16 protein-coding genes are annotated in these 18,874 nt (G+C 73.3%); 10 read left to right on the plus strand and 6 right to left on the minus strand.

Going from position 1 to position 18,874, the window contains the following annotated elements; translation table 11 throughout:
- The first annotated feature begins 156 nt into the window (after positions 1 to 156).
- The 3 genes from HTZ82_RS11210 (at position 157) to HTZ82_RS11220 (ending at position 2,669) form a co-directional block, all read left to right on the plus strand.
- The gene (locus HTZ82_RS11210) at positions 157 to 1,014 is read left to right on the plus strand and encodes a trypsin-like serine protease (RefSeq protein ID WP_309235419.1); all 858 of its coding nucleotides are present in this window, start codon (positions 157 to 159) and stop codon (positions 1,012 to 1,014) included.
- Between the two features lie 198 nt (positions 1,015 to 1,212).
- Positions 1,213 to 1,428 (plus strand): hypothetical protein, encoded by a 216-nt coding sequence (locus HTZ82_RS11215; protein WP_175409193.1) that lies wholly within the window; start codon positions 1,213 to 1,215, stop codon positions 1,426 to 1,428.
- Between the two features lie 266 nt (positions 1,429 to 1,694).
- Positions 1,695 to 2,669: a glycosyltransferase family 2 protein gene (locus HTZ82_RS11220; RefSeq protein WP_175409194.1), complete on the plus strand. Its 975-nt coding sequence runs from the start codon at positions 1,695 to 1,697 to the stop codon at positions 2,667 to 2,669.
- Between the two features lie 38 nt (positions 2,670 to 2,707).
- Here the strand turns inward: HTZ82_RS11220 and HTZ82_RS11225 are convergent, their stop codons facing one another.
- Positions 2,708 to 4,228: a DUF6056 family protein gene (locus HTZ82_RS11225; protein WP_254711785.1), complete on the minus strand. Its 1,521-nt coding sequence runs from the start codon at positions 4,226 to 4,228 to the stop codon at positions 2,708 to 2,710.
- Positions 4,229 to 4,449: 221 nt separating this feature from the next.
- Here HTZ82_RS11225 and HTZ82_RS11230 point away from each other — a divergent pair, with 221 nt between their 5' ends.
- Positions 4,450 to 5,271 (plus strand): VOC family protein, encoded by an 822-nt coding sequence (locus HTZ82_RS11230; RefSeq protein WP_175409195.1) that lies wholly within the window; start codon positions 4,450 to 4,452, stop codon positions 5,269 to 5,271.
- A 102-nt stretch (positions 5,272 to 5,373) separates the two neighbouring features.
- On the opposite strand, the gene HTZ82_RS11235 is transcribed toward HTZ82_RS11230, so the two are convergent.
- The gene (locus tag HTZ82_RS11235) at positions 5,374 to 6,402 is read right to left on the minus strand and encodes an NAD-dependent epimerase/dehydratase family protein (RefSeq protein ID WP_175409196.1); all 1,029 of its coding nucleotides are present in this window, start codon (positions 6,400 to 6,402) and stop codon (positions 5,374 to 5,376) included.
- A 478-nt stretch (positions 6,403 to 6,880) separates the two neighbouring features.
- On the opposite strand from HTZ82_RS11235, the gene HTZ82_RS11240 reads away from it, so the two are divergent.
- Complete coding sequence (locus HTZ82_RS11240) at positions 6,881 to 8,383, plus strand: PP2C family protein-serine/threonine phosphatase (protein WP_175409197.1); 1,503 nt, start codon at positions 6,881 to 6,883, stop codon at positions 8,381 to 8,383.
- Between the two features lie 175 nt (positions 8,384 to 8,558).
- On the opposite strand, the gene HTZ82_RS11245 is transcribed toward HTZ82_RS11240, so the two are convergent.
- Entirely contained in the window at positions 8,559 to 10,052 is a 1,494-nt protein-coding gene (locus HTZ82_RS11245; RefSeq protein ID WP_175409198.1) for a hypothetical protein, read from the minus strand.
- Positions 10,053 to 10,283: 231 nt separating this feature from the next.
- On the opposite strand from HTZ82_RS11245, the gene HTZ82_RS11250 reads away from it, so the two are divergent.
- Positions 10,284 to 11,396: an aminoglycoside phosphotransferase family protein gene (locus tag HTZ82_RS11250; protein ID WP_175409199.1), complete on the plus strand. Its 1,113-nt coding sequence runs from the start codon at positions 10,284 to 10,286 to the stop codon at positions 11,394 to 11,396.
- Between the two features lie 202 nt (positions 11,397 to 11,598).
- Positions 11,599 to 13,821 (plus strand): terpene synthase family protein, encoded by a 2,223-nt coding sequence (locus HTZ82_RS11255; protein WP_175409200.1) that lies wholly within the window; start codon positions 11,599 to 11,601, stop codon positions 13,819 to 13,821.
- Between the two features lie 10 nt (positions 13,822 to 13,831).
- Here the strand turns inward: HTZ82_RS11255 and HTZ82_RS11260 are convergent, their stop codons facing one another.
- The 3 genes from HTZ82_RS11260 to HTZ82_RS11270 all read right to left on the minus strand — a co-directional run bounded on the left by HTZ82_RS11260 (position 13,832) and on the right by HTZ82_RS11270 (position 15,228).
- Positions 13,832 to 14,224 (minus strand): RNA-binding S4 domain-containing protein, encoded by a 393-nt coding sequence (locus HTZ82_RS11260; protein ID WP_175409201.1) that lies wholly within the window; start codon positions 14,222 to 14,224, stop codon positions 13,832 to 13,834.
- Positions 14,225 to 14,239: 15 nt separating this feature from the next.
- Positions 14,240 to 14,740 (minus strand): hypothetical protein, encoded by a 501-nt coding sequence (locus tag HTZ82_RS11265; RefSeq protein WP_175409202.1) that lies wholly within the window; start codon positions 14,738 to 14,740, stop codon positions 14,240 to 14,242.
- Between the two features lie 245 nt (positions 14,741 to 14,985).
- Positions 14,986 to 15,228, minus strand: a complete 243-nt coding sequence (locus tag HTZ82_RS11270; RefSeq protein ID WP_175409203.1) for a DUF397 domain-containing protein — start codon at positions 15,226 to 15,228, stop codon at positions 14,986 to 14,988.
- A gap of 176 nt (positions 15,229 to 15,404) precedes the next feature.
- Between HTZ82_RS11270 and HTZ82_RS11275 the strand changes: the two genes are divergently transcribed.
- The 3 genes from HTZ82_RS11275 to HTZ82_RS11285 form a co-directional block, all read left to right on the plus strand.
- Complete coding sequence (locus HTZ82_RS11275) at positions 15,405 to 15,854, plus strand: SRPBCC family protein (protein WP_175409204.1); 450 nt, start codon at positions 15,405 to 15,407, stop codon at positions 15,852 to 15,854.
- Positions 15,855 to 16,046: 192 nt separating this feature from the next.
- The gene (gene paaK, locus HTZ82_RS11280; protein WP_175409205.1) at positions 16,047 to 17,336 is read left to right on the plus strand and encodes a phenylacetate--CoA ligase PaaK; all 1,290 of its coding nucleotides are present in this window, start codon (positions 16,047 to 16,049) and stop codon (positions 17,334 to 17,336) included.
- 112 nt (positions 17,337 to 17,448) lie between these two features.
- Positions 17,449 to 18,874, plus strand: a 1,426-nt coding sequence (locus HTZ82_RS11285; protein ID WP_175409206.1) for a serine hydrolase, incomplete at its 3' end; no start/stop codon positions are given.

Consider the following 18,874-nt stretch of genomic DNA (forward strand, 5'->3'; position numbering starts at 1 on the left):
GGCCGTCCGTGACGCCGGGCGGGGGTGGTGAGGGGTGGGGCAGGGGTTTCCCTCTTTCGGGGGGTGCGGCGTACGCGTTTCACTGTCGGTCCCCACAGGAGAACCGCCTGTCCTCCCCGTCCGGAAGGGTTTCTCTTGACTGTCACCCCCGCCCGTGTGAGTGCCGTCCTGGCGGCCGCGTGCGCCCTGGTCGTCGGGGCGGCGCTGCCGTCGTCCGCGATCAACTCGTACAACGCCGCTCCGGCGCCGGAGCGCACCGAGGTCGGCGCTCTGGTCGCCACCTGGGACAACGACGACGATCCCGCGACCCCCGACCGGGTCGACTGGGTGTGCTCGGGCACGATGATCGACGCGGACACGTTCCTGACGGCGGCGCACTGCACCACCGACTGGCCGGAGAACGTCCGCTTCTTCGTCTCGCTCGACCAGGACGTGCAGGGGGCGCTCGACGCGGCGGCCGGGCGGCACCCCGGTGACCCGGCGGCGGTCGCGCGGGAGGTCGCCGTCGAGGGGACGGCGCACAACCACCCCGGATACCCGGGTCCGGCGTCGGACACGCGGGACATCTCGGTGATCGAGCTGCCCGCGGAGCGCGTCGCTGAGCGCTGGTCGTTCACGCCCGCCGCGCTGCCGGCGGCCGGGGCGCTCGGGGCGCTGGGGCCGCAGGGGCTGAAGGACACGCCGTTCACGGTCGCCGGGTACGGCACGCAGGAGGGGCAGCGCGGCCCGGGCGGGCACACGCACCCGGGCGGTGGCGTGCGGATGAAGGCGCCGGTGTCGTTCGACGCGCTGAACAACGCGTGGGTGCGGCTGGCGATGACGGCGCCGCAGGGGAACGGGGGCGCCTGCTACGGGGACTCGGGCGGGCCGAACTTCGCGGAGCTGGACGGGAGGCTGACGCTGGTGGCGACGACGATCACCGGTGACAGCCCGTGCTACGCGACGAACGTGGCCTACCGGCTGGACGCGCCGGGCGCCCGGGCGTTCCTGGCGCCGTTCGTGGATCTTCCCTGACGTTCGTCGCCCCGGGAGGGAGACCGCACGGCCTTCCCCGGGAGGGAGCCCGTCCGGTCCGCCGGGCCCGCCGGGGCCCGCCGCACGGCAAACGGGTGATTGGGGAGGTGCCGGGCCGTCGGCCGCGTGACGGGGGGCGTGGCCGGCGGTTGGGCAAGGGGACCCGGTGGCCGGGTCCTCGAAACGAAGGATGCACCGATGATCAAGAAGGTTCTCGCCACGGCGGGTGTCGCCGCGGCGGTGGTGGGCGTCTGCGCGCCGTCGGCGGCGGCCGTGGGTGACCACCGGGTGAGTACGCAGCTCGGCAATCACTCCACACAGTCCTACGGCAACACGGGCACCGAGGGGGCGGAGACGGACACTCCGCTCCCCGCGCTGAAGCGCGAGGAGGCCCGTCTCCGGGCGCTGCGGTGAGGAGGGCCGCGCGGGCGGTCGGCGGGTGAGTGACCCCGCCGCCGCGCCCGTGCGGACACCGCGTGCGCCGGTCGTGGCCCCGGTCCCCCGTCGAGGGGGCCGGGGCCATTCGTGTGTGCGCGGGGGCGGGGCGGATTGGCGGCCGGGTGGTGCTGGTACCGCTGGTAGCGACGGGGAGGCAACCTCGGCGGCGGCACCGGCATCTTCCTCCTGCGGCGGGCCCCGCCGGGCCGGCCATGACCGCACCGGCGTGCATGGAGACAGCAATGGTGGACCTTTCGATCGTCGTTCCGTGTTTCGACGAGAGCGAGGTGATCGACGCGTTCCACACCGCCGTACTCGACGCGCTGCGGCCCGCCCGGGTGTCGTTCGAGATCTGCTACGTCGACGACGGCAGCGCCGACGGGACGGTGGAGCGGCTGCGGGAGCTGGCGCGGACGGACCCCCGGGTGCGGTACACGTCGTTCAGCCGGAACTTCGGCAAGGAGCCGGCGATGCTGGCCGGGATGCGGATGGCGCGGGGCGCGGCCGTGGTGCTGATGGACGCCGATCTGCAGCATCCGCCGGAGCTGCTGCCGCGGATGCTGGAGATGCACCGGCACGGCTACGACCAGGTGGTGGCGCAGCGCGACCGGTCCGGTGAGGGCGCGGTGCGCAGGGCGTTCAGCCGGGCGTACTACCGGCTGGTGCGGCGGTTCATGGAGGTGGAGGTCGCGGACGGTGCCGGGGACTTCCGGCTGCTGTCGCGGCGCGCGGTCGACGCGATCCTGTCGCTGCCGGAGAGCAACCGGTTCTCCAAGGGGCTGTTCTCGTGGATCGGCTTCGACACGGTGAGTTTCCGCTACGAGAACGTGGCGCGGGCGGCGGGTGCGTCGAAGTGGGGCGGGCGGCGGCTGCTGAACTACGGGATCGACGGGCTGCTGTCGTTCAACAGCCGTCCTCTGCGTCTCGCGATCCACACGGGTCTGTGGCTGTTCCTGTCGGCGCTCGCGTACGCGGTGTGGATCGTCGTGAACGCCGTGCTGAACGGCGTGGACACCCCCGGGTACGCGACGCTGATCACGGCGATCGTGGGGCTGAGCGGGGTGCAGCTGGCGACGCTGGGTGTGATCGGCGAGTACGTGGGGCGGATCTATCACGAGGCGAAGCGCAGGCCCCACTACGTGGTGCGGGAGACGGACCCGGTGACGACCGCGGAGGCCTCGGCCGTCCGGCCCGCCGCGCGGGCGGGCCGGGACTGACCGTAGGGCGTACGGCGTATGGCGTATGGCGTACGGCGCTACGGGATGCGGGTGCCGCGGGTGACCTTGTCCAGGTGGTAGTAGTCGGCGACGCACCGGGCGGGCCAGGGGCGCTTGCCGCCGGCGCCGAACGGCTCCAGCATGCGGCTGACGGAGTTCGGCGTGTACGGGGCGGTGCGCGCGCCGGCGGCGGCCTGCTCGCGCAGCCACTGGTCCTGCCGGTCCCAGCGCTGGGCGCGGGCCCGCATGTCGTCGCCGAGCTGGTGGAGGGGGACGGCCAGGCCGGCGACGGTCACCGCGCACACCAGCGCGGACGCGGCGGCTACGGCGGTCGTGACGGCGGTACGGCGCCGCTCGCGCAGCCGCAGGGCGCGGCCGGCGAACGCGCCGGCGGCGACCAGGAGCAGGACGTACAGGAGCAGGTAGTCGTTCCAGGTCCGCTCGGTGGTGAGGACCCTCGTGCCGAAGGCCGGGTACGTGGCGACGGTGCACAGGTGGCCGGAGACGAGGAGGGCGAGGGCGCCGAAGGAGAGGAGCCGCAGCGGCCGGGCGGGCAGCAGGGCGGAGGGGCCGCCGCGGGGCCGGGGGCGGGCGAGGAGGCCGAGCAGGACGCCGGCGGCGACGGCGCCCGCGTACTGCCAGGTGGTGAGGACGGTCTCCATGATGCGGACGTACAGCTTGAGGGACGTGATCAGGGAGTCGGGGGCGAGCATGGACACGGTCTCGGCGTCGTAGCGCTCGCGGCGGTTGCGCGAGCCGGGTGACGTGACCAGCAGCAGCGTGCCGGTCACGACGCCGGCCATGCCGGTGAGGGACCAGAGGCGGGCGGGGCGGCGGGCGTGCTCGGCGAAGATCCAGCGGGCGAGGACGACCACGCCGCCGAGGACGACGAGGGCCACGATGGACGCCTCCTCGGACAGGGTGCCCATGAACACGCCGGCCAGGAAGACGGCGGCCAGGGCGGCGATCCTGCCGCGGCGGCCGCGGGCGTACAGCAGCGGCAGGGCGGCGGCGCAGGCCAGTACCGGGGCGAGGGTGTGCGAGACGGAGGCGGCGGGCCAGTAGAACGTCTTGTACGTGTTGGGCGTGGCGAACAGGAACACCGCGGTGATCATGGCGGCGACCAGCAGGGCCGTGCCGCGGGGGGTGTCCTGGCGGGTGCGGCGCAGGACCTGGGCGGTGAACGCCCACAGGACGGCGAGCATGATCGTGCCGCTGACGAGGCCGTACCACTGGTGGCCGGCGACGGGGAACTTCGCGTACAGGCCGACGAGGACGCCGTTGGCGATCCGGCCGTTGTCGGTGACGTAGAACTGCTCGACGAGGCCCCAGACGCCGTGGTCGCGGACCTGCGGCAGGAAGCACCACTCGTCGGCGGCGGGCCGGACGTGGCGGCCGAGCCAGGCGGCGGCCGCGAGGAGGCCGAGCGGCAGGAGGGCGAGGAGCGGCACCGCCGCGCGGACCGTGCGGGCCGTGCGGGCCGCTCCGGTGCCGGAGGACGCGTCCTGGGGCCCGTCCTGATCGTCGGGGTCGGTGACGCGGGGCGCGCCGACGGCCATTCTCACCACTGCCTTTCGGGGAAAACCACTGATCCGACACCGTAGAGGTGTTTTTCGGGACGGCCGTTCCGCCGGTCGGGCGGACCGTCGAACGGACCACGGGAAACACCATGAAAGGGGTCGAAAGGGGAACTCCATAGTCAAACGGTGCAAGGATGGACAGCGGGCGGACGACACGGACGACGACGCGCGACGCGAGCGACACCGGGACGGTTTTGCACATGACCAGAGAACCGACAGCTGCCGCGGCCTCGGGAGCGACTTCGAGCGGCGCCGTGTTCGGCGCCCCCTGCTGGGTCAGTCTGATGACCCGGGACCTCCCGGCGGCCCACGATTTCTACGGCGCCGTCATGGGGTGGGAGTTCCGGCCGGCGCGGCTCGGGGAGGAGTTCAGCGTCGCCCTGTCCGACGGGAAGGCGATCGCGGGGATGGGGGCGCTGGCGCCCGCGTTCCATGTGGCGGTGGCGTGGACCCCGTACTTCGCGGTGCAGAACGCTGACGCGACGGCGGCGCGGATCAGGGAGCGCAGCGGAACGGTCGCGGTGGGGCCGGTGGCGTTCGTGCTGGGGCGCGGGGCGCTGGCGGCGGACCGGGACGGCGCGGTGTTCGGGATCTGGGAGGGCGAGCTGCCCGCCGGGTGGGAGCTGTGGCGGGAGACGGCGCCGGCGTGGGTGCGGCTGCACACGCGGGACGCGTTCGAGGCGGCGATCTTCTACGGGGAGGTCCTGGAGTGGGCGTCCGGCCGCCCGGGCTGCTGCGATGTGGAGTACGAGGGGGACGAGGTGGTGCTGCGCAGCGCCGGCCACGCGGTGGCGCGGCTGAGCTCGGGCGCGCTGGAGGAGGCGCCGGACCCGGCGATCCGGCCGCGCTGGCAGGTGCACTTCCCCGTTCCGGACGTGGAGGCACGGGTGACGGCGGCGCTGCGGCACGGCGGCACGGTGATCGCGCACGAGCCGGGTGTGCAGGCGACGCTGCGGGATCCGGACGGCGGGCTGTTCACCTTGACGGTGCCTGGATCGGCGGACCGGAGGGGACGCGGGTGACGCGCCGGTGGCGCGGGTGAGGGTGCCGGCCCTCAGGCCCTCAGGCCCTCAGAGGGGCGGCACGGCACGAGGTCGGGCGATTCCAGGCCAGGCGTTTTCCGGTCAGGCGATCTTGCGGCCGGCGAGGGGTGGTGTCGGCATGCCGGCGCCCTGGCGCATGCCGCGCAGGAAGACCTCCAGGGCTTCCAGGCCGGTACGCCGCGGCTGCCAGCCCAGCTCCGTGCGGGCCCGGGACCAGTCCATCACCGGCAACCGCAGGAACGCGTCGAGGAGATACGGGGACGAGGGCGCAAGGCGCAGCGCCCAGCCCGCGGCGACGGCGGCGCGTACGGCCCCGCGGGGCACCCGTACGACGCGCGCGTCGAGCAGCTCGGCGAGCTCGCGCGGACCGACGACCGGGTCGGCCGCGACGTTGAAGGCGCCGTGGACGTGGTCGCCGAGCGCGGCGAGCCGGTACGCGTCGGCGGCGTCGTCCGTGTGCACGGCCTGGAAGGCGAGGCCGTCGAACCCGGGGACGACGGGGATGAAGCGGGGATCGGCGAGGGCGCCGGGGACGAGCCTCCCGGCGAAGATACGGCGCTGCTCGCTGGCGGAGGTCTCCTTGAAGAGGAACGCGGTGCGCAGCCGGACCACCCGGACGTTCGGATGGCGGGGCTCGTACGCGTCGAGTACGCGTTCGAGGTAGGCCTTCTCGCGGCAGTACGCGGCCTCGGGCCAGCCGTGAGTGGGCCAGGACTCGTCGACGGGGTGGTCCTTCGGGCCGGGCGAGTAGGCGCCGACGGACGAGGCGTAGACGAGGGCGGGGACGCCGGCGGCGGCGACGGCGCGGAAGACCCGCAGGCTGCCCAGGACGTTGGTGCGCCAGGTGGCGAGCGGGTCGTGGGTCGGCTGGAAGGCCCAGGCCAGGTGGATGACGGCGTCGGCGCCCTCGAAGTGGGCGGTGATCGTGCGGTCGCCGTCCTTCTCGACGTCGGCGGCCAGCCAGGTGGTGCGGGGCGGCGCCCAGTCGGGCCTGCGGCGCGCGAGGCCGACGACGGAGGCGACGCGCGGGTCGTCGGCGAGGGCGGCGACGACGCTGGTGCCGACGTTTCCGGTGGCTCCGGTGACGACGATCCTCTTGCCTGCTTCCATGGCTCGCGACTCCTGAACCTGTGACAGTGAGTGACGACTGTGAGGGGTGTGAGGGGTGTGACGGCTCCGGCGGTCATGGCGGCCACGGCCGCCGCGACGGGTCGGGTACCCGCTGCGCGGCGTTCCACTTCCGGCGAGGGGCGGCGGACGGTTGGAACGCGGCCCGCCTCGCGTCAACCGCGCGGCCCGCATGTCACCTGTGCCGGTGAGGCGTGGGGCCGCTTGTGCGGACCGGGCCCCGGCGTGCGGGCGCGGCGGGCACACTGGGCGCGGCTCGGCGGTCGGGGGCGACTCCGGTGGGGCCATCCTGCCTGTTCCAGCCAGGGTGGCCGGATTCCGGCTGGCCTTTGACATATGCCAGAAGCACCACCGGATCGAGTGTTGCCAAATCCCTTACGGGGCGTCTCCGCCTGTGCGACAGTCGTAGCCGGACCTTGCTTTTCAGGCCCTGGCCGCCGCGCCCGTATCGGAGTACGACATGCCGTCCCCCCTCTTCGCGGACCGTCCCAGCCAGCAGCCGCCCGAGCGCGGCGCGGTGGACGCTCTCATCTCGCAGACCCGTCGGCTGCGCGGGGAGCTGGACGCCGTGCGGCGGGACACGGCGGACGAGACGGACCCCCAGGTGCGCTGGCAGCGCGCCCTGTGCGATCTGGCCGTCCATCAGCTCGACGATCTCGGCGCCCAGTTGGGCCAGCTCCGCGACGGCGTCCCGGACGCCCCGGAGAGCGCACGGCACGAGGCGGAGGGCGAGACAGGCGACGGCGACCGCTCCGACGCGTCCGGGGCCCGCCCCGAGGACGGGCGGCCGTCGGACGAGCGGGAGACCGGATCGCTGCTCAACCGGGTCGGCAGCGCCGAGTGGAATCTGCTGACGGACGAGGTGAGCTGGTCCGACGAGCTGTTCCGGATCTTCGGGCGGTCGCCCGAAGCGGGTCCGATGACGCTGGACGAGCTGCCGTCGATGGTGTTCACCGAGGACCAGTCCCTGCTCACCCAGCTCCTGACGGGCTGCCTGATCGACGGCAAGCCCATCGACGGCGAGTTCAGGATCGTACGGACCGACGGCCGCGTACGGACCCTGCACATGGTGGGGGAACCGGTGCTCGACGGCGACGGCTGCACCGCCTCCATGTGGGCGGTGTTACGGGACGTCAGCGAGCTGCGCCGCAGCGAGCGCGCGGTGCGCGAGTCCCGGGACTCGCTGCTGCGGCGCCAGGAGGCGGAACAGACCGAGCACCGGATGGCGGTGGAACTGCAGGAGGCGGTTCTGCCGCCGTGGCGCGGCCCCCTGCGCCTCGCCCGTGGCGGCCCGGCGGCCCTGGACCTGGCGGGACACTACCTGCCGTCCCGTACGAGCCGGCGCGTCGGCGGCGACTGGTACGACGTACTGGAACTGCCCGACGGAACGGCGCTGCTGACCGTCGGTGATCTGACGGGCCACGGGGTGCCGGCCACGTCCGCGATGGCGATGCTGCTGGGCGCGCTGCGCGGCCTCGCGGTGGCCGGGATCCGGCCCGGAGCGCTCATGGGGCACCTCAACCAGCTGATCGACGCCTCCGCGCAGCCCGCGCTGGGCAGCGCGGTGTGCTGCCGTTACGACCCGGCGACCCGCACGCTGACCTGGGCGCAGGCCGGGCACCCCGCCCCGCTGCTGTTCCGTGACGGGGCGGGGCGCGCGCTGCCCAGGCCGGAGGGCGTCCTGCTGGGCGCGACGGCCTCGGGCGCCGCGTACGAGCAGGCCGAGGTGCGGCTGCGTCCCGGTGATCTGCTGCTGCTGCACACGGACGGGCTGACCCGTGCCGCGGGCGGCGGGCTCGGCGCGGACACGCCGGGTACGGAGCGGCTGCTGAGGCTGGCGCCCCGGTTCGCCCGGGCGCGGGACGCGCAGGACTGTGTGAGGTCGCTGGTGGAGGAGTTCGGGGATTCCGCGCGCGTCGACGACGCGTGCGTGGTGGCCGCCAGGGTGGGCGACCTGCCGTGACGTCCCGGGAGTAGCTCCCGGGCTTCCCGCAGGGGGCGCCGTCGCCGTGGTGCGGCGTGCGTGGGCCGGCACAGGCTGCGGTGACGCGGTGCGGTGCGGTGAGGGGGATGACGGGGATGGCGGCGCGCTGAGGACGCCGGTGGGCGGGCGGGCTCGGCCGTCGGCCCGCCCGCTGCTAGACCTCCGTCGTACCGAGCTTCTTGACCTGGTTCTTCGGCATCGCGAACCGGATCTCCTCACGGAGGTCCTCGATCTTGCTGTAGCCCGCGTAGCGCCCGGTCAGCCGGTACATCTCCCGCAGCCGGTCCCAGGTGCGCTGCGAGGAGTTCGCCGTCATCGACATCAGCGCGAGACGCGCGTACCGGTCGGCCTGCTCGGGGTCGTCGGCGATGAAGCAGGCCGACGCCATCGACAGATGGTCGAAGATCTTCGAGCGTTCCCGGCCGTCGATCCGTAGCTCCAGGGCTTTCTGCGCGAAGTACTGCGCCTGTTTCGCCGCGTTCGGATCGTGTTCCGCGAGGGTCCGGTACGCCAGGGCCTGCATGCCGTACAGGTCCTCGTCCTTGAAGGTCTGCATCCAGGGCGGCAGTTCGTCGCCGTTGTTCCGGTGGGAGACGAACAGGTCCTCGGCCTCGCCGAGGGTGCGCCGCATGGCCTGGCCGCGGCCCAGGGCGGCCTGCGCCCACGCCTCGATGGTGTGCAGCATCGCCTGCGTACGGGGCAGGATCTGGTGGCCGGCCCCGGCCCTGGCGAGCTTCATCAGGTCCAGGGCCTCGTCGGGACGCCCGAGGTGGACCATCTGGCGGGCGGCGCGCGAGAGGGCCTCGCCGGCGCGGGGCCGGTCGCCGCCTTCGCGGGCCGCGTGCGCGGCGATGATGAAGTACTTCTGCGCGGTGGGTTCGAGGCCGACGTCGTGCGACATCCAGCCCGCCAGTACGGCCAGGTTGGCGGCGACACCCCACAGGCGGCGCTGGATGGGCTCGGAGTGGTGGTAGGTGAGCATGCCGCCCACCTCGTTGAGCTGGCCGACCACGGCCTTGCGCTGGAGGCCGCCGCCGCGGGCGGCGTCCCAGGCGCGGAACACCTCGACGGACCTCTCCAGCTCGTCGATCTCCTGCCACCCGATGGGGGCGGCCTCGTAGCGGTCGGACCCGGCGGGGTCGGCGTTCAGGGTCTCGGGGGCGCGTGCGGCGCCCTGGCGGGGGATGTCGGTGCGGAGCCAGTCGTGCATGGCGCTGGTGATGGCGGAGCCCGCGGTGAGCGCGGCACCCGCGCCCACCAAGCCGCGTCGGTTGAGCATGAGGTCCATTCCCGTGAATTCGGTGAGGACCGTGGCCGTGCGGTCGGGCGCCCAGGGCAGCCCGTCAGGGTTGTCGATGGTCCTGACGTCCCGCCGTTTCCCGGCGCGCCCGTGTCGTACGAACCCGAGGTCCTCGATGGTCACGACACGGCCGAGTCGCTCGGTGAACAGGGCTGCCAGCACTCTCGGTACCGGATCGCGGGGGGTCTCCCCCATGTCGATCCACCGCCGGACCCGCGAGGTGTCGGTGGCCAGCTGGGGGTGGCCCATGGCCGCCGCCTGCCGGTTCACCAGCCGCGCGAGCTCGCCCTTCGACCAGCCGGCGAGGCCGAACAGATCGGAGAGGCGGGTGTTGGGTTGTCCTGTCACGTCAAGCCCCCAGGTTCTCGGCTGAGTTGACAGTAGCCCTCCGTCATGGGGGTGGCGACTATTCGCCAGGCTTCGCCAGGGGGCGCAACGTGGTTAGCCACCCACGGCCGGGTGTCAGGTAGGAACGCGCCACCCCGTCCCGGCAACGGCCCTCATTCCCCAGGGTGTCGGCCGGCGGCGGGACGGGGCAGCGTACGCAGTCGTCGGCACACGAAGGGATCTGTCTCGCCCATGTACACAGCATCGTCCTCCGTGTCCGCCCCGCCCCGGCCCCGTTCCGTCCCGGCCGGCAGCGGACCGTACCTGGACCCCGCCGTACGGCGGACCGGGCGCTGGGCGGGGACGGTGACCGGACCGCTCAGCGGGAGAATCGACCTGTCGGGACCGCAGGGGGCGCAGCTGCGGAAGGCCATCGCCTCGGTCCACCGCATCTGCCCCGAGTTCAACCCGGTGCAGGTGATGCGGCGCAGCGGCCGCTCGGTCCTGCTGGTCGGCACCACGGGGCGGACGAACGCGGTCGCCAAGTGTTTACTGGACCACTCCCCCGTGTGGGTCGAGCGGTTCCGGCACGAGATCGCCGCGTACCGTACGTTCGTGCGGCACCGTCCGCCGGTGCGGGCGCCGCGGCTGATCGCCGCGGACCCGGAGAACTGCACGCTCGTCATCGAGCGGATGCCGGGGCGGGCCGCCGCGCTGAGCCGGCATCCGGTGGACGCGCCGCAGCGGGCGGACATCCGCGCGGTGCTGGGCGCCATCGACCGGCTCAACCGCTGGCGGCCGCCGGCCGGGACGTTCGACGCGCCGCTGGACTACGCGTCGCGCATCTCGCGCTACCACGAGCTGGGGCTCTTCACCGACCGGGACCGCGACGACCTGCAGAAGCTGCTGCACGGGCTGGCGCAGTCCCAGGGGCGGCACGGCATGGGGCAGTTCTGCCACGGTGACGCGCTGCTGTCGAACATGCTGCTGTCGCCCGCCGGGCCGGTCCTCGTGGACTGGGAGCACGCCGGCTGGTACCTGCCCGGGTACGACCTGGCGACGCTGTGGACCGTGCTGGGTGACGCGCCGGTGGCGCGGCGGCAGATCAGCCAGCACGCGCAGGCGGCCGGTCCCGCGGCGCGGGACGCGTTCCTGGTGAACCTGATGCTGGTGCTGACGCGGGAGATACGGACGTACGAGACGGCGGTGCAGCGCACGATACGAGAGGCGCCGCCGGCCGGCTCGATTCCGGTGCAGCCGGGTGCCGTCTCGCCCGGTGAGGAGCAGCGGCTGCTGCTGCGGCGGCTGCACGACGACTGCGCGCTGGCACGGCGGGCCGTGCGGGCGGCGGTCGGGACGCGCTGACGCGCGACGAGACGGGACGAGGACGTACGGAGGGTGGCGCGCCGCGCGCCGGTGGGAGCACCGACGGGCGGCGCGCCGTCGTGTGCGGGCAGCGACCCCCGGCTGCCGTTCATATGACTAATTGTGGTGATGCGTGGGGCGGGTGAGGTGGGGGTAGGGCCTCGCGCGGTATCGCATCGCTCTGTGAAAGGCATGGCTACGCATGGCACAGCCGTTCGTACTTCCCGAGTTCTACGTGCCGTATCCGGCGCGGCTCAATCCGCATGTGGACGCGGCGCGTGCGCACACCAAGGTGTGGGCGCGGCGGATGGGGATGCTGGAGGGCTCCGGGATCTGGGAGGAGCACGACCTCGACTCCCACGACTACGCGCTGCTGTGCGCGTACACCCATCCGGACTGCGACGCCGAGGCGCTGTCCCTGGTGACCGACTGGTACGTCTGGGTGTTCTTCTTCGATGACCACTTTCTGGAGGTCTTCAAGCGGACCCAGGACCGGGAGGGCGGCAAGGCGTATCTGGACCGGCTGCCGGCGTTCATGCCGACGGACCCGGGCGCGCGGGTGCCGGAGCCGGAGAACCCGGTGGAGGCGGGGCTGGCGGATCTGTGGGCGCGGACCGTGCCGTCGATGTCGCCGGCCTGGCGGGAGCGGTTCGCGGTGGCGACGGAGAACCTGCTCAACGAGTCGCTGTGGGAGCTGTCGAACATCAACGAGGGGCGGGTCGCCAACCCCGTCGAGTACATCGAGATGCGCCGCAAGGTCGGCGGCGCGCCCTGGTCGGCGGGGCTCGTGGAGTTCGCGGCTGGTGCCGAGGTGCCGGAGTCGGTGGCCGGGTCGCGGCCGCTCCGCGTACTGCGTGACACCTTCTCGGACGCGGTCCACCTGCGCAACGACCTCTTCTCGTACCAGCGGGAGGTCGAGGACGAGGGGGAGAACAGCAACGGTGTGCTGGTCCTTGAGCGGTTCCTCGACTGCTCGACGCAGGAGGCCGCCGACACCATCAACGATCTGCTGACGTCGCGGCTCCAGCAGTTCGAGCACACGGCCCTCACCGAAGTGCCCGCTCTGTGTGTGGAGAAGGGCCTCGGGCCGCAGGACGCGGCCGCTGTGCTGGCGTACGCCAAGGGGCTGCAGGACTGGCAGTCGGGCGGGCACGAGTGGCACATGCGCTCCAGCCGGTACATGAACGAGGGGGCCCTGGGCGCGGACCCGGGCGGTGGCGCGTTCGGCATGGCGGCCGCGTCGATCCGGCTGACGCCCCGCGCGGAGACGGCGCGGTGGCGGGGCTTCTCACACGTACCGCACCAGCCCGTCGGGCCGTCCCTGATGCCGCACATCGAGATGCCGTTCGAGCTGACGCTCAACCCGCACCTGGAGGGTGCCCGCGAGCGGTGCGTGGAGTGGTGCCATGCCATGGGCATGCTCCAGGCGCAGCCGGGGCAGCCCGGCTCGCACGTCTGGGACGAGCGGCGGCTCAGGGACATCGACCTCCCGCTGTGCGCCGCCGGGATCCACCCCGGGGCCGACGCCGACGCGATGGACCTGGCGTCGCAGTGGCTGGCCTGGGGGACGTACGGCGACGACCTCTACCCGGTGGTGTACGGCAGGACGCGCGACCTCGCGGGGGCGCGGGCCCAGAACAGGCGGCTGCCGCTCTTCATGCCGCTGGACGACGTGTACGCGCCCATGCCGGAGCCGGTGAACGGGATGGAGCGGGGGCTCGCGGACCTGTGGCGGCGGACGGCGGCGCCGATGAACGACGCGGACCGTGCGGAGTTCCGGAGGTCCGTGGAGGTGATGATCGAGAGCTGGGAGTGGGAGCTGGCGAACCAGGCGCAGAACCGGATCCCGGACCCGGTGGACTACATCGAGATGCGGCGGGCCACGTTCGGCTCCGACATGACGATGGCTCTGGGCCGCATCGGGCAGGGCAACAGGGTGCCGCCGGAGATCTGGCGGAGCGGTCCGGTCCGGTCGCTGGAGAACGCGGCGGTGGACTTCGCGATGCTGATGAACGACCTCTTCTCGTACCAGAAGGAGATCGAGTTCGAGGGCGAGGTCCACAACTGCTCCCTCGTGGTGCAGAACTTCTTCGATGTGGACTATCCGACGGCGGTGGAGATCACCGCTGATCTGATGAACTCGCGGATGCGGCAGTTCCAGCATGTCGCCGCGCACGAGTTCCCCGTGCTGTACGACGACTTCCGTCTCGACGCGGAGACACGCGCGGTGCTCGACGGGTACGTGGGGCAGCTGCAGCACTGGATGGCCGCCATCCTCAACTGGCACCGGGAGTGCCGGCGCTACCAGGAGGAGGTCCTGCTGGACCTGCGGGCGCGGGAGACGTCGCCCGTGGTGCCCTCGCTGGGCGGGCCGACGGGTCTGGGGACGTCGGCGGCCCGCGTGGCGACGGCCCTCGCGTCGTAGCGGCCGGCGGTCACCTACGGCGGGCGCCGCGGAGCTGGTCCAGTTCGCGGCGCTCGCGCTTGGTGGGGCGGCCGGCGCCGCGGTCGCGTACGGCGGCGAGCGCGGTGTGCTCGCGGGGCGGCGGGGGCGGCGTCCTGTCCGTGTACGCCTCGGCGGCGACGGGGGCGCCGACGCGCTTGGCGAGCAGCCGCTTCACCTCGACGATGCGCTCGCGGCCGGCGTGGAAGACGCGGATCTCGTCGCCCGGTTTCACCGGCTGGGCGGGCTTGGCGCGGTCGCCGTTGACCCGGACGTGGCCAGCGCGGCAGGCGGTGGCCGCCTGGGAGCGGGTCTTGGTGATCCGTACGGCCCAGATCCAGCTGTCGACCCGTACGGTCGCGGGTGCCTCGTCGGTTGCTGCCATGGTGTCTCGGGAACGTCAGCCCTGCTGGAAAAGTTCCGCCGGGAGGGGCTTCAGAAGGGCGTACAGGTCGTCGGTGATGGGGCGGTCCCAGCTCGCGATGGTCACCAGGACGTTGTCGCTGCGGTCGAACTGGACGCAGGAGATGCGGCTCTCGCTGAGCTTGAGGCGGCGCACGATCAGGAGGTTGTCGCCCTGCATGACGGGGACGTCCTCGGTCTCGGTGACCTCCACGTGCTCGTCCATGTCCAGGGCGGCGAGGAGCTGGGCGACCTCGAAGGGGATCTGGCCCTCGGCGAGGTCGCGGGCCGGGGAGCCCTCCGGCAGGTTGCCGATGATCATCGCGGGGCCGCGGCCGCCGAACAGGTCGTAGCGGAGGAACACGCCCTGGCAGCTGCCGTCGGGGGCGGGCAGCAGGCCGGCACCGAGGTTTCCGGGCCAGTCGCCCGGGTCCATGGCCAGGACGTCGAAGTCCGGGCCCGCGGGAGTGGCGGGGCTGCGGCGGCGGAGGAAGGACATGTGGCCATGGTACGTGGCCGGACGCCCGGAGCGACGGCCGGGGATCCCGCGCCCGCGGCCCCGGCGGGCACGGGTGGCGGGGCGGTCCCGGGCACGGTCGTACCGGGCCGGGGACGGGCGCTTTTCACCGGTTCGGGCGACGGGCGGGGCGGGTTCGGGGACGGGGGTGGTGTGGGGGGGCGGCGCGTGCGGAAGGGCCTGGGGAGGCGGCGGGTGGCGGGCGGGGCCGGTGTGCCGACGGGGGGTCAGGTGAGGTCGAATTCGCCTTTGCGGGTGTCCTGGACGAAGGAGCTCCACTCGGCGGGGGTGAAGAGGAGGGAGGGGCTGTCGGGGCGGGTGCTGTTGCGCAGGGCCACGAAACCCTCGACGAAGGCGATCTGTACGTCGCCCCCGCCCTGGCTGCCGGACCGCCAGTCCGCGTTGCTGAGGTCGAGGTCCGGCTTGGTCCACTGGGTGCGGTGCTGCTGGGCGGCGAAGGTGTCGGCCACGGTCGTGCTCCTCCCGGTATCCGGTGGGCGTTCGGCGCACAGCGTAGTCAGCGGGGCAGGTCGTGGACCAGGGTGCCGACGGGGCCGTACCGCGCGCCTCTGCTGCCGCTCGCGCCCCTTGCGTCACCGCGGGGGCGGAGGGAGGCTGGTGGGGGGACCCTAGCCAGGGAGGCGCCATGTCCACGATCAAGGAATCGGTCGAGATCGATCGCCGTCCCGAAGAGGTCTACGAGTACGTCGCGGATCCCTCGCACCTGCCCGAGTGGCAGGAGAGCGCGGTCGCGGCGCACCGGGTCGGCGAGGCGCCGTTGGGCGTCGGCTCCAGGGTGTCGGTGACCCGGCAGATCGGGAAGCGTGTGATGCCGATGACCCTGGAGATCACCGAGTACGACCCGCCGAGGAGCTGGCGGATGCACGGCATCGAAGGCCCCGTCCGCCCGGAGCTGCACGGGACGATCGAGCCGCTGGACGACGGCAGGCGCTCCCGGCTGACCCTCGACCTGAACATCGAGGGGCACGGCCTGGGGAAGGTGCTCGTGCCGATGGTCGTCCGCCCGTTCGCCCGCAAGGAGATGCCGAACAACGAGCAGACGCTGAAGAAGCTGCTCGAAGGGGGCAGCGTCTAGCCGGACGCCGGGGCGGCGCCCGGGCTCGTGCAGGCCGGCCCGTTGCCCGGTGCGGTCCGCCGGGCTCGGGGGGTCGCGTCTGTGCGGGGTTGTGCGGGATGGTGCCGGGCGGGTAAGTGGTGCGGAGGGGGCGACCGGATGGTCGGCCGTGCGCCGGGCCCGCGGGGCGCCGGGAGGGACGGAAGGACGCACATGGCGGAGGAGCTGCTGGACGCCGGGGAGCGGCTGGACCGGGCGGGGCTTGAGGCGCTGCAGCTGGAGCGGCTGCGGGAGAGCCTGCGGCACGCGTACGAGAACGTGGACTTCTACCGGCGGTCGTTCGACGCGGCCGGGGTGCGGCCGGAGGACTGCCGGTCGCTCGCGGATCTGGGCCGGTTCCCGTTCACCACCAAGGCGGATCTGCGGGATCAGTACCCGTTCGGGATGTTCGCGGTGGAGCGGTCGCGGGTGCGGCGGATCCACGCGTCGAGCGGGACGACGGGGCGGCCGACGGTGGTCGGCTACACCGAGCGGGACCTGGAGATGTGGGCGGACGTGGTGGCGCGGTCCCTCCGGGCGGCCGGCGGCAGGCCGGGGCATGTGGTGCATGTGGCGTACGGGTACGGGCTGTTCACGGGCGGGCTCGGGGCGCACGGCGGGGCGGAGCGGCTGGGGTGCACGGTGGTGCCGGCGTCGGGCGGCATGACGGCACGTCAGGTGCGGCTGATTCAGGACTTCCGGCCCGAGGTGATCATGGTGACGCCGTCGTACATGCTGACGCTCCTGGAGGAGTTCGAGCGGCAGGGCGTGGATCCGCGGGCGACGTCGCTGAAGGTGGGGCTGTTCGGCGCGGAGCCGTGGACGGAGGGGATGCGGCGGGAGATCGAGGAGCGGTTCGCGATCGACGCGGTCGACATATACGGCCTGTCGGAGGTGATCGGGCCGGGGGTCGCGCAGGAGTGCGTGGAGACCAAGGACGGGCTGCACATCTGGGAGGACCACTTCTACCCGGAGGTCGTGGACCCGGTGACGGGCGAGGTGCTGCCGGACGGGGAGCGCGGAGAGCTGGTGTTCACGTCGCTGACGAAGGAGGCCATGCCGGTGGTGCGGTACCGGACGCGGGATCTGTCGCGGCTGCTGCCGGGGACGGCGCGGGTGTTCCGGCGGATGGAGAAGGTGACCGGGCGCAGCGACGACATGGTGATCCTGCGGGGCGTGAACCTGTTCCCGACGCAGATCGAGGAGATCGTGCTGCGGACGGCGGGGCTCGCGCCGCACTTCCAGCTGCGGCTGACGCGTGAGGGCCGGCTGGACGCGCTGACGGTACGGGTCGAGGCGCGGGCGGACGCGTCGCGGGAGGAGCGCGCGGAGGCGGCGCGGGGCGTGGCGGCGGCGGTGAAGGACGGGATCGGGGTTTCGGTGGGGGTCGATGTGGTGGACCCGGAGACGCTGGAGCGGTCGGTGGGGAAGATCCGGCGGATCGTGGATCTGAGGCCGCGCTGACGGCGCGCGCGTGATGCCCGGCCGGGCGGGGCTTCTTGACGGGCCGGTGGCCCGGTAAGAGGGTTTCCGGTGTTGCGCGCGGTGTCGGAGGATTCCTTCGGGGAGGGTGGCGATGACGCGGGACCCGTCGTACGGAGGGATCGGCCGCCGCGCGTTCGGCGGTGGCGCCCTGGCGCTGGGAGGTGCGCTGGTGATCGGTGCGGTGCCGGGCGCCTCGCCCGCCGGGGCGTCGGAGCGGGCACGGTGGCGGCCGACGCTGCGGCACGGGACGGCGCGGGAGGCGGGGCTGCTGCCGGAGCACCTGGACGGGCTGGTGGCGGACGCCGAGCGGTTCCTGGGCCCCTCCCCCACGCACCCGTGGTATGCGGGCGCGGTGCTGCTCGCGGGGCGCGGCGGGACGGTGGCGCTGCACCGGGCGGTCGGGCACGCGGTGCGCTACGCGGCGTACGACGAGGCGACCGGCGAGGGCGTGGAGCTGCCGCCTGAGCGGCGGGTGCCGATGCGTGAGGACACCGTGTTCGACCTGGCGTCCCTCACCAAGCTGTTCACGTCTCTGCTCGCCGTGCGGCTCCTCGAGGACGGGGGGCTGGAGCTGGAGGGGCGGGTCGCGGACCGGCTGCCGGAGTTCGGGCGCGGCGGGGGCGGCAAGGCGGACATCACGGTCCGTCAGCTCTTGACGCACACCTCGGGGCTGCGGCCGTGGCTGCCGCTGTACCGGGAGCCGACGCGCGAGGCCATGCTGCGGCTGCTGTGGGACGACGTGCCGGCCGACCCGCCGGGTACGGTGTACCGCTACTCGGACCTCAATCTGATCGTGCTTCAGCTGCTGGTCGAACGGGTGACCGGCCGTCCGCTGGACGCGCTGCTGCGGGCGTGGGTGACCGGGCCGCTCGGGCTGCGCCGTACCCGGTTCGCGCCGCCGGCGTCGTGGCGGCCGTGGATCGCCGCGACGGAGGACGCCCGGCCGCCGTGGTCGGGCCTGGAGCGGGGCATGGTGCACGGCGAGGTGCACGACGAGAACGCGTACGCGCTGGGCGGTGTCGCCGGGCACGCGGGCGTGTTCTCCTGCGCCTGGGACCTGGCCGTCCTCGCCCGTACGCTGCTGAACGGCGGTGTGTACGGGCGGGTGCGGATCCTGCGGCCCGCGTCGGTCGAGCTGATGTTCACGGACTTCAACACGGCGTTCCCCGGCGACGAGCACGGGCTCGGCTTCGAGCTGTACCAGCACTGGTACATGGGCGCGATGGCCACTCCGTACAGCGCGGGCCACACCGGGTTCACGGGGACGAGCCTGGTCCTCGACCCGACGACGGACGCGTTCCTGGTGCTGCTCGGCAACTCGGTGCATCCGGTGCGCACCTGGCGCTCGGGGTCCGCGCCGCGCGTCGCGGTGGCCGACCGTCTGGCGCGGGCGGTTCCGGTGCGGCCGGTGCGGGGCGGTGCGGCCTGGTTCGCGGGCATGGCGGCGGCCACGACGGCGACGCTCACGCTGCCCGCCGTGGTGCCGGACGGCGGCGGCGCGGGGCGGGGGCCGCGGC

Source organism: Streptomyces sp. TRM64462 (assembly GCF_013362995.1).
Lineage (GTDB): Bacteria > Actinomycetota > Actinomycetes > Streptomycetales > Streptomycetaceae > Streptomyces.

Bases quoted from the DNA above. Each gene is read 5' to 3' on its own strand.
- HTZ82_RS11215 (WP_175409193.1), top strand. From the start codon at position 1,213: ATGATCAAGAAGGTTCTCGCCACGGCGGGTGTCGCCGCGGCGGTGGTG.
- HTZ82_RS11220 (WP_175409194.1), top strand. From the start codon at position 1,695: ATGGTGGACCTTTCGATCGTCGTTCCGTGTTTCGACGAGAGCGAGGTG.
- HTZ82_RS11225 (WP_254711785.1), bottom strand. From the start codon at position 4,228: ATGGCCGTCGGCGCGCCCCGCGTCACCGACCCCGACGATCAGGACGGG.
- HTZ82_RS11230 (WP_175409195.1), top strand. From the start codon at position 4,450: ATGACCAGAGAACCGACAGCTGCCGCGGCCTCGGGAGCGACTTCGAGC.
- HTZ82_RS11235 (WP_175409196.1), bottom strand. From the start codon at position 6,402: ATGGAAGCAGGCAAGAGGATCGTCGTCACCGGAGCCACCGGAAACGTC.
- HTZ82_RS11240 (WP_175409197.1), top strand. From the start codon at position 6,881: ATGCCGTCCCCCCTCTTCGCGGACCGTCCCAGCCAGCAGCCGCCCGAG.
- HTZ82_RS11250 (WP_175409199.1), top strand. From the start codon at position 10,284: ATGTACACAGCATCGTCCTCCGTGTCCGCCCCGCCCCGGCCCCGTTCC.
- HTZ82_RS11255 (WP_175409200.1), top strand. From the start codon at position 11,599: ATGGCACAGCCGTTCGTACTTCCCGAGTTCTACGTGCCGTATCCGGCG.
- HTZ82_RS11260 (WP_175409201.1), bottom strand. From the start codon at position 14,224: ATGGCAGCAACCGACGAGGCACCCGCGACCGTACGGGTCGACAGCTGG.
- HTZ82_RS11265 (WP_175409202.1), bottom strand. From the start codon at position 14,740: ATGTCCTTCCTCCGCCGCCGCAGCCCCGCCACTCCCGCGGGCCCGGAC.
- HTZ82_RS11275 (WP_175409204.1), top strand. From the start codon at position 15,405: ATGTCCACGATCAAGGAATCGGTCGAGATCGATCGCCGTCCCGAAGAG.
- paaK (WP_175409205.1), top strand. From the start codon at position 16,047: ATGGCGGAGGAGCTGCTGGACGCCGGGGAGCGGCTGGACCGGGCGGGG.